The 15932-nt window shown below is 43.2% G+C and carries 13 protein-coding genes; 5 read left to right on the top strand and 8 right to left on the bottom strand.

All coding sequences use genetic code 11. The features are described from left to right. The first annotated feature begins 188 nt into the window (after positions 1-188). Positions 189-2762, top strand: a complete 2574-nt coding sequence (gene clpB / locus ACERC6_RS02570; protein WP_373627693.1) for an ATP-dependent chaperone ClpB — start codon at positions 189-191, stop codon at positions 2760-2762. Between the two features lie 46 nt (positions 2763-2808). On the opposite strand, the gene ACERC6_RS02565 is transcribed toward clpB, so the two are convergent. From ACERC6_RS02565 to ACERC6_RS02540, 6 genes are all read right to left on the bottom strand, one after another. Further along, positions 2809-3588, bottom strand: a complete 780-nt coding sequence (locus ACERC6_RS02565; RefSeq protein ID WP_373627694.1) for a glutaminyl-peptide cyclotransferase — start codon at positions 3586-3588, stop codon at positions 2809-2811. Between the two features lie 251 nt (positions 3589-3839). After that, the gene (locus ACERC6_RS02560) at positions 3840-5807 is read right to left on the bottom strand and encodes a TRAP transporter permease (RefSeq protein ID WP_373627696.1); all 1968 of its coding nucleotides are present in this window, start codon (positions 5805-5807) and stop codon (positions 3840-3842) included. Positions 5808-5938: 131 nt separating this feature from the next. Further along, entirely contained in the window at positions 5939-6427 is a 489-nt protein-coding gene (locus ACERC6_RS02555; protein WP_373627697.1) for a DUF1850 domain-containing protein, read from the bottom strand. Positions 6428-6459: 32 nt separating this feature from the next. After that, on the bottom strand, positions 6460-7467 hold the full coding sequence (locus ACERC6_RS02550; RefSeq protein WP_373627698.1) for a TAXI family TRAP transporter solute-binding subunit: 1008 nt from the start codon (positions 7465-7467) through the stop codon (positions 6460-6462). A gap of 123 nt (positions 7468-7590) precedes the next feature. Continuing rightward, a complete protein-coding gene (locus tag ACERC6_RS02545) occupies positions 7591-7941 on the bottom strand; it encodes a cell division protein ZapA (RefSeq protein WP_284673190.1) in 351 nt (116 codons plus the stop codon). 39 nt (positions 7942-7980) lie between these two features. Then, positions 7981-8334 (bottom strand): hypothetical protein, encoded by a 354-nt coding sequence (locus ACERC6_RS02540; RefSeq protein WP_284673189.1) that lies wholly within the window; start codon positions 8332-8334, stop codon positions 7981-7983. Positions 8335-8556: 222 nt separating this feature from the next. Here ACERC6_RS02540 and ACERC6_RS02535 point away from each other — a divergent pair, with 222 nt between their 5' ends. After that, on the top strand, positions 8557-9201 hold the full coding sequence (locus tag ACERC6_RS02535; protein ID WP_373627699.1) for a UPF0149 family protein: 645 nt from the start codon (positions 8557-8559) through the stop codon (positions 9199-9201). A 170-nt stretch (positions 9202-9371) separates the two neighbouring features. Continuing rightward, entirely contained in the window at positions 9372-10346 is a 975-nt protein-coding gene (gene ribF, locus ACERC6_RS02530) for a riboflavin biosynthesis protein RibF (RefSeq protein ID WP_373627700.1), read from the top strand. 101 nt (positions 10347-10447) lie between these two features. Here ribF and ACERC6_RS02525 read toward each other — a convergent pair whose 3' ends face one another. Both ACERC6_RS02525 and miaB read right to left on the bottom strand, forming a co-directional pair. Continuing rightward, entirely contained in the window at positions 10448-10696 is a 249-nt protein-coding gene (locus tag ACERC6_RS02525; protein ID WP_284673186.1) for a DUF2789 domain-containing protein, read from the bottom strand. 183 nt (positions 10697-10879) lie between these two features. Further along, positions 10880-12328: a tRNA (N6-isopentenyl adenosine(37)-C2)-methylthiotransferase MiaB gene (gene miaB, locus ACERC6_RS02520; RefSeq protein ID WP_284673185.1), complete on the bottom strand. Its 1449-nt coding sequence runs from the start codon at positions 12326-12328 to the stop codon at positions 10880-10882. A 378-nt stretch (positions 12329-12706) separates the two neighbouring features. On the opposite strand from miaB, the gene ACERC6_RS02515 reads away from it, so the two are divergent. Together ACERC6_RS02515 and ACERC6_RS02510 are read left to right on the top strand one after the other, a co-directional pair. Continuing rightward, positions 12707-14725, top strand: coding sequence for a lytic transglycosylase domain-containing protein (locus tag ACERC6_RS02515; RefSeq protein WP_373627702.1), 2019 nt, complete (start codon positions 12707-12709; stop codon positions 14723-14725). A 188-nt stretch (positions 14726-14913) separates the two neighbouring features. Then, positions 14914-15903: a malate dehydrogenase gene (locus ACERC6_RS02510; RefSeq protein WP_373627704.1), complete on the top strand. Its 990-nt coding sequence runs from the start codon at positions 14914-14916 to the stop codon at positions 15901-15903. Positions 15904-15932: the final 29 nt, after the last annotated feature.

Raw genomic sequence — 15932 nt, 5'->3', positions numbered from 1 at the left:
ATATATGGGAATGACCCAAAAAATTACAAGGGGTGTTAAAAAATTTATAAATTATATTAAAAATCAATTAGTTATAAAATTATTTATTCATTATCAGTCATTGTTTATTGAAAAAATCAAAATGCCTAGCATATATTTGACAACAAAGCAAGTCAATTTGACTGCACATCAAACCATTAGGAAACTCAATGAACTTTGATAAATATACCCATAAACTTAAACAGACCCTGCAATCCGCTCAGTCGCTTGCGGTGAGTCGCAGTCATACTGCCATCTTTGCCGTGCATGCTTTATCAGTGCTGACCCAAGATGATGCTTATCGTGCCATGCTGACTCAGGCAGGGGCGAATTTGACAGTATTACAAAGCGAGCTTGATAACAAGATTGATGCTTTAGCAACACTATCAAATCCTACAGGTCAGGCAAGCATCGCCCCTGACTTGGCACAGGTTTTGAATTTGACCGAAAAGTTTGCCAATGAGGCAGGCGATGAATTTGTGCCATGTGAGTGGCTGTTGTTTGCTCTTGCTCAAACTGCTGATACCAAGACCATCTTGGATAGGTCAGGTCTCAACACCCAAAAATTACAAACCATCATCAATCACATCAGAGGGGGAGATGCCGTGAAGACTGCCAATGCTGAAGAAACTAGAAACGCCCTAGAAAAATACACCATCAATCTAACCGAAAGAGCAAAAGAGGGCAAGCTTGACCCTGTCATCGGACGAGATGATGAGATTCGCCGTACGGTGCAAGTCTTATCCAGACGCACCAAGAATAACCCTGTGTTGATAGGTGAGGCTGGGGTGGGTAAAACTGCGATTGTTGAGGGACTTGCTCAGCGTATCATCAATGGCGAGGTGCCAGAGAGTCTAAAAAACAAAGAGGTGTTATCGCTTGACATGGGGTCGCTCATTGCTGGGGCGAAATATCATGGCGAGTTTGAGGAGCGTCTCAAGGCGGTATTAAACGAGCTTGCCAAACAAGATGGCAATATCATCTTGTTTATTGATGAGCTACATACCATGGTTGGGGCAGGTAAAACCAGCGGAGCGATGGACGCTGGCAATATGCTAAAGCCTGCCTTAGCTCGTGGCGAGCTTCGCTGTGTGGGAGCGACCACTCTTGATGAATATCGCCAATATATCGAAAAAGATCCAGCACTTGAGCGTCGTTTTCAAAAGGTGTTGGTTGATGAGCCAAGTGTGGAGGATACGGTTGCTATTTTGCGTGGTTTAAAAGAGCGTTATGAGCTACATCATGGGGTTAAAATCCTAGACAGTGCCATCATCGCCGCCGCTAAGATGTCGCACCGCTACATCACCGATCGTCAATTGCCCGACAAGGCGATTGATTTGATTGATGAGGCGGCTTCTCGTATCAAAATGGAGCTTGATAGTAAGCCTGAAAGTTTGGACAAACTTGATAGACGCATCATTCAGCTAAAAATGCAGTTGGAAACTGTCAAAAAAGAAGATGATGCAAGCAGTCAAGCACAGGTGAAGCAATTACAAGCCCAAATTGATGAACTAAGTAAAGAATATAACGACTTAGAAGAGATTTGGCAAGCAGAAAAAGCCCTAGTGGAAGGCACAAAACACGCTCAAATTGAGCTTGATAAAGCACGCATCGCCTTAGAAAAAGCTCAGCGAGAAGGCGATTTTGCTGAAGCAGGTCGCCTACAGTATGGCGTGATTCCAGAGCTACAAAAACGCCTGACTGATGAACAGCATGATGAAGCAGATGCACCCAAACTGCTTAGAAATAAGGTTACGGATAATGAAATCGCCGAAGTGGTCTCGTCAGCCACAGGAATTCCTGTTGCCAAGATGATGCAGGGCGAGCGTGAGAAGCTTTTATCCATGGAGATGGCACTTCATGAGCGGGTGATTGGTCAGGATGAAGCGGTCAAATCGGTCGCCAATGCTGTACGCCGTAGCCGTGCAGGGCTATCCGACCCCAATCGCCCAAGCGGTTCATTCTTATTTTTAGGACCGACAGGCGTGGGCAAAACTGAGCTGACTAAATCATTGGCTAATTTTTTGTTTGATGATGAAACTGCCATGGTGCGTATTGACATGAGCGAGTTTATGGAGAAGCACAGCGTCAGCCGTTTGGTGGGTGCTCCCCCAGGCTATGTTGGCTATGAAGAAGGTGGGGTACTGACTGAAGCTGTTCGCCGTAAGCCTTATAGTGTGGTGCTTTTTGATGAAGTAGAAAAAGCTCACCCAGATGTGTTTAATATCTTATTGCAGATCTTAGATGATGGGCGTTTGACCGACTCTCAAGGGCGTGTGGTGGACTTTAAAAACACTGTAATTATCATGACATCAAACCTTGGTAGCCAAAAAATCTTTGATATGGCAGGCGATGAATACGAAGCAATCAAATCTGCGGTCATGGATTCGGTGAATGCTCATTTCCGCCCTGAGTTTATCAATCGCATTGATGAGATTGTGGTCTTTCATCCACTGGGTCAATCGCACATGGCAGGTATTGCCACTATTCAGCTTGACCGCCTAAGAGCCAGACTCAAAGAGCGTGAGCTAGGACTTATGATCTCAGAAGAAGCGATGAATGAGCTGGTGTCGGTGGGCTATGACCCTGTGTTTGGGGCAAGACCGTTAAAAAGAGCTATTTTGCAAGAAATTGAGAATCCTCTTGCTCAAAAACTGCTAGGAGGAGAGTTTGTTTCTGGCGATACCATTGTAGTAGGCGTGAATAACAAACAGCTTGTTTTTGAAAAATTACGCCTTAACTGATGTTACCTTAAAAAACAGACCGCTTTTGGTCTGTTTTTTATCATGACTAAGGTAACTCTACCTCAAAGATTAAAGGGTAAAACTTACCTGTAACATAAAAACGATTGCCGTTGATATGGGCAATACCATTGAGAACATCTATTTTTTGGCGTTGTTCTTGGGTGAAATTGGCATTTTGTAATATGTCGGTCAAATCATAAAATTGGACGACATTTCCGTTTTTTGGGTTGATTTTTATGATGAGGTTGGTCTGCCAGATATTGGCGTAAATAAAGCCATTGGCAAATTCTAACTCATTGATAAACTTTAGGCTTCGCCCTTGATACCGTACAGGCAAGGTGCTGATAAGCTCAAAAGTTTTGGCGTGGCGAATTTGTAGGCTGTCTGTACCATCTGACATATAAAGACGATCGGTTATATCATCATAAGCTAGGCCCCAACCTTCGCCTGCATAGTGTGCATTACGCACAATCTTAAAGGTCTGTAAATTGCGTAAAAAGGCAACATTTTCTCGCCATGTTAATTGCCAAATCCCATAAGGCGTGATGGTTGCCCCTTCACCAAAAAATTCATGCCGTAGGGTGTCTTTTATTGTGTGATGCTGTGTATCTAGGTCAAAGATACCAATGGTTGATTTGCCATATAGACCTGTTGCCATGAGTAATTTTTTGCCATCTAGAACTTCAAGACCTTGCACAAAAGCCTTGTCATCACTTGGATGGGTGGCGATGAGTGTGGCGGTGTTTGCACTTGCGTTTTGATGAAGTGGTGCGAGTAAAGCAATCAGGGCGATTTTATAAAATATTGCAAAAAATCGGTGTGTCATAAAAGTTAAATGATAAAACAATATATTTACCCAAAATACCCTATAATCAGCCTAGCGTCAAGAGATTTTGGCACAAGAGACATGAAGTCTGTGTTAGGGCGTACCAGTTTAAGCGTTAATCTAAAAACATCGTTGTGATATCGTCGTCTCTTGTACGCATCTTATCAAGTACGCTTATCAAAAGAGCATAAAATAGCCAAGTTAGACAACTTGGCTATTTTGTTAGATGAAATAACTGCTTGTTGAGAGTCTTATTTGGCGGATTTTATGTTTAGCACAATCATACTTGCCACAATAGCAATGCCGATAATGTCTGTGATTGTTTCAGGAATAATCAAACAAAACGCACCTACCGCCAAGATGATGCGTTGCCAAATTGGCATGGGGGCCTTGAAATAGCCTTCAACTGCCGATGACAAAGCAAGTACGCCAATGATAGAAGTGATGGCAACACTGATGATGACATGCCAAGCAGGCATGGCGAACTCTTTGGCGGTAACAGCGATATCGGTGGTGTCTATCATCATCATGTTCGGATTGTACACAAACATGAATGGCACGATAAAGCCTGCTAATGCCAGTTTTAAAGACTGCCAGCCTGTTTTCATGGGGTCGCCACCAGAGATACCTGCACCAGCAAAGGCGGCCAGTGCGACAGGTGGCGTGATATTGGCAAAGATCCCAAAATAAAAAACAAACATATGTGCCACCAGTACAGGAACATCAAAGTTAGCAAGAGCAGGTGCTGCCATTGTGGCGGTGATGATATAGGCAGGAATTGAGGGTAGTCCCATGCCAAGCACCATAGAGGCAATCATGGTGAGCAATAAAGTCAAAAATAATGACCCTGCACCTAAGGTAACGATTGATGAAGTCATTACCGTGCCAAAACTGGTTAAATTTACCACACCGATGACGATGCCTACGACCACGCACGCTGCCATGACAGACAGTGATTGTTTGGCACCATCTATCAATGCCGCAACGATGTCTGATAGCCCCATGCGAGTTTCAGGACGCAGCCAGCTTACGATGACCGTAACACCAATTGTGTAGGCCGCTGCATAGCCAACAGGCATATTTTTTGCTAATAAATAAACCAAAAAAACAATGGGAAGTAGCATATGACCACGAGCTTTTAGCACGGCTTTGACTTGTGGCAGATTGTCTTTAGAGATGCCAGTTAGGTTGTTTTTACCGGCACGAAAATGCACCTGTGCAATCACGCCCAAATAGTATAGCAAGGCTGGCAGTGTGGCAGCCAAGGCAATCGTACTGTACTTCACCCCTGTGGTTTCTGCCATGATAAAGGCGGCTGCTCCCATGATGGGCGGTAAAATTTGTCCGCCAACTGAAGCACTGGCTTCAACTGCACCTGCAAAGTTTTTATCATAGCCAACTTTTTTCATAAGGGGGATGGTGAACGCACCTGTGCCGACAACATTTGCTACCGCAGCACCATTAATCGAGCCCATAAAACCACTTGAGATGACGGCAACTTTTGCAGGACCACCTTGTTTATGACCTGCTAATGCAAGTGCCAAGTCATTAAATAACTGACCCATGCCAGAGCGAGCCAAAAACGCACCGAATAAAATGAACAGAAAAATAAAGGTTACTGAAGCACCGATGGCAGTTGAATACAGACCTTCGGTTTTTAGGTATAACTGCCCAAAAATATCTCCCATATCATATGCTCGGGTCAGCAGGCGGTCAGGCATAAAATCTATATGACTGATGAATGGGTATGCTAAAAATATCAGTGCAAAAATTGGTAATATCCAACCTGTAATACGCCTTGCACCCTCTAGCACCACCAATACAGCAATGATTGAGAACATGACATCAAGCTGATTGGGTATGCCGCCACGCACACTGACAATGTCTTGGTATTGCCAAATCAAATAGCCTGCGGTTGACAAGGAAGCGATGAGCCAAATCCAGTCAAACGGAGCAACTTTATTGCGTGCAGATTTTTTGGTGGCAGGATAAATCAAAAAAATCAAGCCAATCCCAACTGCCACATGAACTGAGCGTTGTATCAGCTCAGGCAAAGGATTGAATGTGATATATAGATGGAAAATAGAATAAGCAATGGCAAGGGCGGCGATGATATAGCTGGTCGCCTTTCCCATGTTATTTCTGGTAACAGATTCACGGTCGTACTTTTCTAAAATCTCTTGTGCATCTGATGGGGGTGTGGATGAGTGTGAGTTCATGACAATGTCCAACAAAGATTAAAACATACAATTTAGGGCATCTACAATAGAGCGTATCATCAACTGAGCTGATGACGATTGGGTTGGTAATTGGTCTTGTGTAACAATGAATTTAGCTTGATGAAACTGTTTTAAGGACTGGTAATTAGCGATTGGCATGTTGGTATGGATTGATTTTGCCAAAAGGTTAATTTTTGTGGCAAAATCCGCACTTCGCTTGGCTGTTCAATCAGCTGATACACCGCCCAAGTTTGTGCGTCATCAATGCCATCACCCAAGATAATCTCGCCTTGCATATTGGCTGAGACTAGCCAGTTGAGTTCTTTTAAGGTTAGATGAACAGCTTGACCAACATAGCCATCTGGGGCATCAACAGTACTTCCTAGACTGGGTGTGCCTGCCCCAAAGGTCTGTAGGTAGGTCTTGTTTAGGGCGATGTTTGGATAATGCAGTTGATACACTTCCTGCCAGTACTGCCTTTCAACAGAATGTCGCCATTTTAGACTAAAAACATTGGGTAACCGACAAGAGATGTCTTTAACATGTAGCATGGCGACTGTGTTGATTGGCACGGTTGTCATCAATACAAACAGAACAACCATCACAACCATCATAATCATTATGACGGTTGTTTTGTTGGTGTGATTGAGCATTATTTTTTGTCAGCCTGCTCATCATAGTAGCGTTTTGCACCTGGGTGTAGTGGTGCAACTAAGCCTTTTTGAGCGTTTTCTACGCTGATGTCATTGGCGGCTTGGTGAGCGCTTTTTAGCGTTTCAATGTTATCAAACAGTGCTTTTGTCAGCTTATAAACATCATCATCACTCATGTCTGAACGAACCACTAAAGCATTTAAGATGGCAGCAGTTGGTATGGCAGTCTCGTTGCCATAGGTGTTAGCAGGGATATCCATTGGGATAAAGAAGGTTTTATCTTTGGCGATCTCTTGAAGTTTGTCAGCAGGTACACCGACAATTTGTAGATCAAAACCTTGCTGTAGTTCCATCAGTGATGAGTTTGGTAGACCGCTGGTTAGGAATGCTGCGTCTAGTTTGCCAGATTTTAGGCCATCGGCAGCTTCTGCATAGCCTAAATAGTCAACTTCGATGTCATCATAAGTGATGCCAAATCCTTTAAGTAGGGCACGAGTAGCTACTTCAACACCAGATCCTTGAGCACCAACGGCGATTCGCTTGCCTTTTAAATCCTCAATAGACTTAATGCCAGAAGCACCAGAAGCGACAATTTGTACATAATTTGGGTATAGGCTTGCGATTTGAGAAATGCCTTCAACATTGGTAACAAATTTGTTTTGACCATTGACTGCATCGCTTAAAGCATCACTCATGACGAATGCCATCTCAAGTTTCTTTTGAGACAACAGATTGATGTTCTCAACCGATGCTCCTGTGGTTTGAGTTTTGGCATTGACACCAAAAGTCTTGGCATAATACTCGGTCAATGCTGTACCAATGATGTTATAAGGACCTGATGCACCGCCTGTACCTACAGTTACAAATTTAGTTTCCAATTTATCGCTTTGTACAGCTGCTGTTTGGTCTGCTTGTGGTTCGGCTTTGTCATTACTGCAACCACCAATTAGCATGGCAGATAGTCCTAAAGAGACCGCTAGCGTTAAAGATTTGAGAGTTACTTTCATGTGCTTTCCTTGAGTTTTGGTTGTGATTGGTGGCACGCTTTGCCACCAAGATTTGTTGGATATAACCAACCGAAAGTATAACTAATTGATAAAATCTTTTCAATGGATTGAGAGAGTAATCCATCATCTAAGTATGGAGTAAGCTTCTTTGTTGATTTTGTTAATCAAAGAGATGGCTTGGTTTTCTTGCTCTTTGTAGGCAGCGACTTCATCGGTTAGGGCTTGGATTTGGTCGTACAATTCTAGGCAGGCAAGTACCAAAAGTTCTTCGTTATTTGGGTTTTTTCCTGTGATTTCTCGGCGAATGTTACGGATTTTTTCGTTGAGTTGTTCGGCGTTTTTTTCTAGAGATTTGATGGCATCAGTTGGGCAGATGATGCGATGCGGTGTACCTGCAATACTGATATGCACAGGCTTGTACTGGGTCGGTTCTTTTATGATAAGCTCAGCGTGATTTGGAGTGGTGGTTGTCATTATTGTTCCTTTATAAAATCTAAAATTGACAAAATGGGACTAGCTGTCGATTTTGGTTAGCCATTCTTGAATGATTTCGGCACGAGAGATGGCAAGGGCATTTTTGTCTTTTAATTCTTGATTATAGGCATTTAAAGATTGGTTTTGTTCAATCAGTATCTCAATCTGTGCTTGCAGAGCATTGCGAGATTGTTCTAGGGTATTAGCACGATCGATTTGTTGTTCAAGTTCTTGGTTGGTTTTATCTAAGCGTAATTGTAAATCGCTGATGAGAGCAGGTTTGGTGTCATTGGCAATTTTATGCTTTAGGTTGGCAAGTTCGGTGGCAGTAACCGTGTGTTGCTTTTTCATCTCTACGATGGTTTGCTCAAGGGCTTGTAATTGGGCTAGCATAAATTTTCCTTATGGTGAGAGTATGGCAAGCGCGATGTCTTGCTTGTTTATAAACTATATTATCGCCATCAGTTTGGGTGCTGTCAAACTATTTTGTATGAAAAAATGTTATAATGGCAACTTTAACCAATATCGCCCAACAATATCGCATGGACGATAAAGTGGGCGGTGTATTATTGGACGAATTTTTGTCAATAAACCACAATAAATAGCGAGTAACAGATGAGTGATTTTTTATCAGGTTTTGATGATTGGATGGAAGCGTTTGCCGATTGGACAGATGTCTCTATTAGTGAGTTGCATGGGATTATGACAGGTGTGATGACCGTGTGTCATGCTACCGATGAAGAAGGTTGGGCAAGATTGCTTGAAGAGCTAAGTTTTGCTCCGCCTAACGAAAAAGCACTGGCACTACTAACTGAGTATGCTGAAGATGTCAGCTTTGCCCTAAAAGATAAAGACGATGCTTATGGCTACGAACCGCTCGTGCCTGATGATGAGCATGATTTGGCCAAAAGAGTGTTAGCACTTAAAGACTGGGCAGGTGGTTATATCACAGGTATTGGTGTGGCGGGAGTGAGTCTATCGGCAGAAGAAAGAGAGATTATCAAAGATTTATCTCAAATCGCCGCTATCCGCTTAGATGATGAAGAGAGCTTTGAGGGTGGTGAGGAGATGTGGCTACATTTATTTGAGTTTGCTCGTATGGTGCCTGTCAGTCTTGCAGTAAGAAAGCGTGTTGATGTGATGAGTCTGCCTATCATTAAAGGGTTGGATATTTACGCTAAAACTGCCAAAGAGATTGCTGCTGATAAAGCAGATAAAAAAGAGCTACTCTTTGTTGACGCCATGTCGCAAAAACAATAGGGCGATTTAGACAGTCATAAGCCGACCAGATATAGCCAGATGGTTATCATAAGTTATGTTGAACAAATTATGCTAAAATAGCCAGTTTGCCGACAATATTACCATTTGCTTTCGCTATTTTTTGGCCGCTGCTTGGCTGATATCAATAATAAAATTTTACCCAAATCATCATGCAAATCATCTCATTAGACTTATCTTCTCCTGCTGTACTACCACCCATCGCCTTAACGATTGGTAATTATGATGGCGTGCATCTTGGGCATCGGTCTATGATAAGGCTTTTGTTACAGACGGCTCGCCAAAATAATCTGGCATCGGCCATCATGGTTTTTGAGCCACAACCAAGAGAGTTTTTTTGTGCCGATAATCCGCCGCCACGCTTATCAAGTTTGGCAGAAAAAGCACTGATGATGTCGCAACTTGGTGTTGATTATTTAATCGTGGCAAGATTTGATGACAAGTTTCGCTCGCTATCTGCTAGGTGTTTTGCCAATCTTTTGACAGCATTAAATGCACAGTGTTTGGTGCTTGGCGATGATTTTCGTTTTGGGCATGATAGAGCGGGTGATGCAGATTTTTTAAGGGGTTTGGGATTTGGTGTGAATAGCCTACCTACTGTGATGACAGGTGATAAGCGTATCAGTTCTACGGCAGTACGAATGGCACTTGCCAAGCAAGACTTGCCTTTTGCTAAAGAGCTACTTGGGCGAGATTATGCCATTACAGGGCGGGTTGTACATGGCGATAAAATAGGACGCACGCTAAATTTTGCGACCGCCAATATTGCCCTAAATCGTCCTAAGCCTGCATTGCTGGGTGTCTATGGGGCGGATGTATTTGTCATGAAAGGTGGCAAGAAGGCAGATTGGGGTGAGTTTGGTTTATCAGGTGGTGTGGCAGGCGTGCATGAGGGTAGCTTATTTGGTGCGGTGAATGTTGGTATGCGACCAACCATCAATGGCAAAGAATACCGTCTTGAGGTGCATTTGCCCAAGTTTGCTGGGGATTTGTATGGTCTGACCTTGCAAGTGGTCTTTTTGACTTATCTACATGGCGAAAAAAAATACGGCAGTCTAGAGCTATTAAAAGCGGGCATTGCTGATGATGTATCAGCACTTTTGGCGTGGCGTGATGCGGTGGCTTGAGGTTTTTTAATTGCTATTTTAGATGTCTTCATCAAAAATAAAAAACGCCTAATTATTAGATAATCAGGCGTTTTTTAAGATGATGTATGTAAGATAAAACCTTACTTTGACATGGCATCTTGATGTAGGCGAGTGTTTAACTCATCGATGGTCAGCGACCAGACAGCATCTAGCTTGTATTCTTCTTTTAAAAAATTGCGTTGGCGTTCGGTCCAAAAAGGTGCTTCAATTAACTGCACTTCTTGGGGTAGTTGATTGGTGCAGACAAATGCTTCAATGGCTTCATCTGAGCTATCAAGACCTAACTGCTTAAACAGTTCGTTGATGGTATAGTCAATATCACCTAGCATGACTTTCTCCTTAATCTGAGGTTATTTGGTTGTCCATTTAGCCTTAAATGGGTTAGCTAGACATAAGCACGACTTCGCCTATACTGATTGTTTGATTATAGCACGATTGTTTGATTGCATTGCATATAAATATTGCTTAAGTGTAGGCATTTCATTGCGGTTTGTTCGGTATCAATGCGTTAATTAGCCTAAAACTTCTACCAAATCGCCCTCAACCAAGTGCATACTGATGGCGTGCGTGATGTGAATATTGACAAATTTGCCGAGCAGTTCATCACCGGCTTTAAAGATGACTGAGCGAGTATTATCTGCTGTGCCATGCAAGTAGCCATCACGGCGGTTAGCACGCTCTTCGACCAGTACACGCACCGTCTTCCCAACCATTGCTGCCGTCTTGGCAAAAGTAGAATGTTTAATGACTTCTTGAAATTCAGCCAAGCGTGCTTTTTTGGTGTCAAGGCTGACATCATCAGGCAAATCCGATGCAGGTGTACCTGGACGCTTTGAATAAATAAAACTATAAGAATGGTCAAAATCTAGCTCTTTGGCAAGCTGCAAGGTGTCATTAAAATCCTCATCTGTCTCACCTGGAAAACCGATGATAAAATCGCTAGACAGATGCAAATCAGAGCGAATCTGTCTTAGTTTTGCGATTTGATTGACATAAACATCGATGGTGTGATTGCGTTTCATTGCTTTTAAGATATTATTTGAACCGCTTTGCACAGGCAAGTGCAGATGAGAGACTAGCTTTGGCAGTACTTTGTAAGCATCGATGATGTCATCGGTAAATTCAAGTGGGTGGCTTGTGGTGTAGCGAATGCGTTCGATACCGTCAATGTGCGACACATAGTGAAGTAGCTCGCTAAAACGGCAAATCGTGCCATCGTCCTTTTCGCCACGGTAGCCATTGACATTTTGTCCAAGCAGATTGATTTCACGCACACCTTGCTCGGCAAGGCTATCAATTTCGGCTAAGACATCGTCAAGCGGACGAGACAGCTCTTCGCCACGAGTATAAGGCACAACGCAAAATGAGCAGTATTTTGAACAGCCTTCCATGATGGAGACGAATGCCTTATAGCCATCAACTTTTGGCTCGGGCAAAAAGTCAAATTTTTCAATGCTTGGGAATGATACATCAACCACGCCAATGCGGTTTTTTGGGGTTTCTATGGACTGCTTGGTGGATTGTTCGTATAATTCTGGCAGGCGATGCAAGGTCTGCGGTCCAAAGACCATGTCCACATATGGGGCGCGTTTTTGGATATTATCGCCTTCTTGGCTTGCTACACAGCCACCCACGCCGATGACAAGATTGGGATTTTTTTCTTTTAATTTACGCCATCTGCCCAGCTCGGAGAATACTTTTTCTTGTGCCTTTTCACGAATTGAGCAGGTATTCATGATTAGCACATCGGCTTCGTTGATGTCTTTTGTGATTATCATGCCGTGTGATTGCCCTAACACATCGCCCATCTTCTCGGAGTCGTATTCATTCATCTGACAGCCTTGGGTTGCGATGAACACTTTTTTGGCGGTGCTTGGGGGGTGTGCGGTACTCATTGCCACAGGTGTGGTTTTTTGGGTGGTTGAGTGTGATGCTTTTGGATTGAAGGTAGCAACGGTCATGGTTTTCTCCAAGGGTTTGCTGGCAATGCGTCAGTGTTAAATTCATTATTATATCATGCTTTGGGTGGTGGTAGGGATTTTTTGTGAATGATGGTGCTAAATTGTGGCGATTTGATGCTTTGGTTGGTAAAATGGTCAAGTTGTCAAAGTGATGGCTAAAATTGGTCAAGATTTCATCATATTTTGGTTAAACTGAGTGAATTTTACAACTTTTATACATGGTTGTTAGGTGAGTTTGTTAGGCTATGCCAATTGCATCTGCTTGGATTTTTATTCATTGGGTTGCTGGATTTGGGTAGAATTAATGCCCAGTTTCTAAGATGTGTTTAATATTTAAAATTGTAATTTTTAAGGTCTTTAATAAAAAGGGTGCTTGCAATGACATTAACAAAAAAACATGAATCAATCGCCTTTATATCCGTGCTTTGCGGTCTGATGATGCAGGTGGCGTGTGCCCAAGATGATGTCAACGATGGCAGTATTTATCAGTTCATTGAGGCTGAACGCCAAAAATCAAACCCTGCCGCCTTATATCAATATGAGCAGAGTATGCAAGGTACGCTGTTTGCCGCTTATCCTGAATATTGGCGTTTGAATTACAATCTATCATCACAAGAACCGCAGACGGTGAATAACTTTGCCAATAAGTATCAAGGTCATGTCATGGCGGAAAAATTGGCAGCTGACTACGCTGAGACGAAAGCTCGTAAAGGCGATTATTCGGCTGTGCGTGAGGTGGCAGGATCTATTGAAAACGCTGATGCTTCTGAGGCGTGTGCGATTGCACTTGGTCATAATCAAGGCAGTGAGTCATATCGGGCGTTGGAGCAAAAACCCAATATCTGGCTCAATACTTATAACACCAGACATTCTTTGTGTGAAAAATTAGCCAATGAAATGGCACAAAACTCTCGTATCAATCGCACCGACCACCATGAGCGACTCATTCGCATGATGCGTATTGACCGCCGTCAGTTATCTAGTCGTCAAGCACCGCTAGATAAAGCCAGTGAGATTTTAAGCCTGTCTTTTCGTTTGGGATTGCCCATCTCTTTTGAGATTTTGCGAGGCATTGCTGATAACCCAAATGGCTTTTTTGGGCAATTTAGCACGCAAGAATACAGCGAGGTGAACCAGTATCTTTATGTTTATGCCATCAGTCAGCTTGCCCATCGTTCGTATAATGAAGCCATCTTGCAGTTAAATTATGACATCAGCCAAGATAATGCCAGAGCCAATAAACTGCTTTCTGACATGGCAAGGCGTTATGCTTATCGTAGCATTGCGGTCAAACGCATGAACATGAATACTGATGATGGCTTTAGTGTGGATGCGGTACATTGGTTTAGAGCCAGTATGGGAGAGCCTTTTAATCTAGAAGAAGCAGAAGACTATGCACAAGCGGCGATTTATTTTGGTCAGTGGCAAGATGTTATTTTGGCGATTGGTCAGATGAATGCTGTGCATCAGGGCGAACGAGTATGGCAATACTGGTTGGCTCGTGGATACGAACAAACAGGTAAGCAAGCAGAAGCACAACGCATCTATCAATCCTTATCTACAGGTGTTGATTATTATGGATTGCTTGCTAAAGACAGGCTTGGGCAAAGACTAAGTTTATCGGAGATAGGTGGCAATACTTTGCCGAACATCAGTCGCCAAGATGCTTGGCGTGTGATGAATAATCCGCATTTTGCTCGTGCCTTTATCATGATGGATAATAATGTCAATCCAGAACACATTGGTCGTGAGTGGAATTGGGCGGTCAAAAAAGCCAGAGATGCCAATGACAATACGCTAACCCTTGCTGCTGCTAAGCGTGCACACGATATGGGAGAGTATCACCGCAGTATTTATGCCATTGACAATATGCCAAACCTAAGAGCTGCAGCACTATCACACCCTGTGCCTTACCAAAATAGTGTGATGGCATATAGTCGTAATGTTGGTATTTTTCCTGAGTGGGCGTATGGCATCATGCGTCAAGAGAGTCGTTTTCAGCCAAGTGCACGCTCAGGCGTGGGGGCAGGGGGATTGATGCAAATCATGCCAGATACCGCCAAGATGATTGCTCGTAAGATTGGTGCTAGTGGTGATGCCAAAGACCCAGATACCAATATTCGTTACGGTACTTGGTATCTGTCGGATAAGATGCGCGATTTTAATGGGCAAATCGCCCCTGCTACCGCCGCCTATAATGCAGGCACAACACCTGCCAGAAAGTGGCTACCGGCACATGGTGCGATCGCTGCTGACCAATATGTTGAAGCAATTCCATACGCTGAGACTCGTGATTATGTCAAGCATGTGATGGAGAACGCCACGATTTATGGAGTGTTATTGGGTAATAATATGCCCATCTCTGAACGCATGGGGGTGGTGTCGCCACGCTATTGATATCGGTAGTTGATGACGGCATACTAATTTTGATAAAAATAGCCAAAATTTATTTAAAAAATAAAGCGGTTTTGGCTTTGCGATTTGCCATCAAAAGTGCTACACTAAGACAATTTTGTGATTTTTGAAATGGTTTTGAAGTTACAAAATTACCCAAAATTCACTTTTTCTATAAAAAGGATAATGTCATGAGCAAACAACCTGTCCGTGTTGCGGTAACTGGTGCCGCAGGTCAAATTGGTTACAGCCTACTATTTCGTATCGCATCAGGTGAGATGCTTGGTAAAGACCAGCCTGTGATTTTACAACTTCTAGAAATTCCTAATGAAAAAGCTCAGCAAGCCCTACAGGGCGTCATTATGGAGCTTGATGACTGTGCATTCCCACTACTGGCTGATGTGATTGGTACAGATGACCCAAATGTGGCGTTCAAAGATGCTGATTATGCACTATTGGTTGGTGCAAGACCCCGTGGTCCAGGCATGGAGCGTGCTGACCTACTTCAAGAAAACGCTAAGATTTTTACTGTACAAGGTAAAGCTCTAAATGATGTGGCTAGCCGTGATGTGAAAGTATTGGTTGTGGGTAACCCTGCTAACACCAATGCTTATATCGCCATGAAGTCAGCACCAGATCTACCTGCTAAGAACTTCACTGCCATGCTACGCTTAGATCACAACCGTGCTTTAACTCAAGTAGCGAAGAAGGTTGGCAAACAAGTCAAAGACATTAAAAAACTTACCGTTTGGGGTAACCACAGCCCAACCATGTATGCTGACTACCGCTATGCAACCATTGACGGTGAATCTGTAAAAGACATGATTAACGATCAAGAATGGAATGCTAATACTTTCTTGCCTACTGTTGGTAAGCGTGGTGCAGCAATTATTGAAGCTCGTGGTCTGTCATCAGCCGCTTCTGCTGCTAATGCTGCCATTGACCATATGCGTGATTGGGCACTTGGCACAAATGGTGAGTGGGTAACAATGGGTATCCCATCTGATGGTTCTTATGGTATCCCAGAAGTTGTCATGTTCGGTTTCCCTGTAACTACCGAGAATGGCGAATACACCATCGTTCAAGGTTTGGAAATTGATGAATTTAGCCAAGAGCGTATCAACATCACGCTAAATGAGCTAGAAGAAGAGCGTGCAGCCATTGATCATCTATTCGGTTAATTTTGCTCTGCAAACAAAAAACGCCCCTA

It is taken from the genome of Moraxella sp. E33BD (assembly GCF_041807865.1).
Taxonomy (GTDB): Bacteria; Pseudomonadota; Gammaproteobacteria; order Pseudomonadales; family Moraxellaceae; genus Moraxella; species Moraxella haemolytica.
The sequence above is the reverse complement of the archived record's forward strand: the minus strand, read 5'-3'. Positions and strand labels throughout refer to the sequence as shown.

Bases quoted from the DNA above. Each gene is read 5' to 3' on its own strand.
- clpB (WP_373627693.1), top strand. From the start codon at position 189: ATGAACTTTGATAAATATACCCATAAACTTAAACAGACCCTGCAATCC.
- ACERC6_RS02565 (WP_373627694.1), bottom strand. From the start codon at position 3,588: ATGACACACCGATTTTTTGCAATATTTTATAAAATCGCCCTGATTGCT.
- ACERC6_RS02560 (WP_373627696.1), bottom strand. From the start codon at position 5,807: ATGAACTCACACTCATCCACACCCCCATCAGATGCACAAGAGATTTTA.
- ACERC6_RS02555 (WP_373627697.1), bottom strand. From the start codon at position 6,427: ATGATTATGATGGTTGTGATGGTTGTTCTGTTTGTATTGATGACAACC.
- ACERC6_RS02550 (WP_373627698.1), bottom strand. From the start codon at position 7,467: ATGAAAGTAACTCTCAAATCTTTAACGCTAGCGGTCTCTTTAGGACTA.
- ACERC6_RS02545 (WP_284673190.1), bottom strand. From the start codon at position 7,941: ATGACAACCACCACTCCAAATCACGCTGAGCTTATCATAAAAGAACCG.
- ACERC6_RS02540 (WP_284673189.1), bottom strand. From the start codon at position 8,334: ATGCTAGCCCAATTACAAGCCCTTGAGCAAACCATCGTAGAGATGAAA.
- ACERC6_RS02535 (WP_373627699.1), top strand. From the start codon at position 8,557: ATGAGTGATTTTTTATCAGGTTTTGATGATTGGATGGAAGCGTTTGCC.
- ribF (WP_373627700.1), top strand. From the start codon at position 9,372: ATGCAAATCATCTCATTAGACTTATCTTCTCCTGCTGTACTACCACCC.
- ACERC6_RS02525 (WP_284673186.1), bottom strand. From the start codon at position 10,696: ATGCTAGGTGATATTGACTATACCATCAACGAACTGTTTAAGCAGTTA.
- miaB (WP_284673185.1), bottom strand. From the start codon at position 12,328: ATGACCGTTGCTACCTTCAATCCAAAAGCATCACACTCAACCACCCAA.
- ACERC6_RS02515 (WP_373627702.1), top strand. From the start codon at position 12,707: ATGACATTAACAAAAAAACATGAATCAATCGCCTTTATATCCGTGCTT.
- ACERC6_RS02510 (WP_373627704.1), top strand. From the start codon at position 14,914: ATGAGCAAACAACCTGTCCGTGTTGCGGTAACTGGTGCCGCAGGTCAA.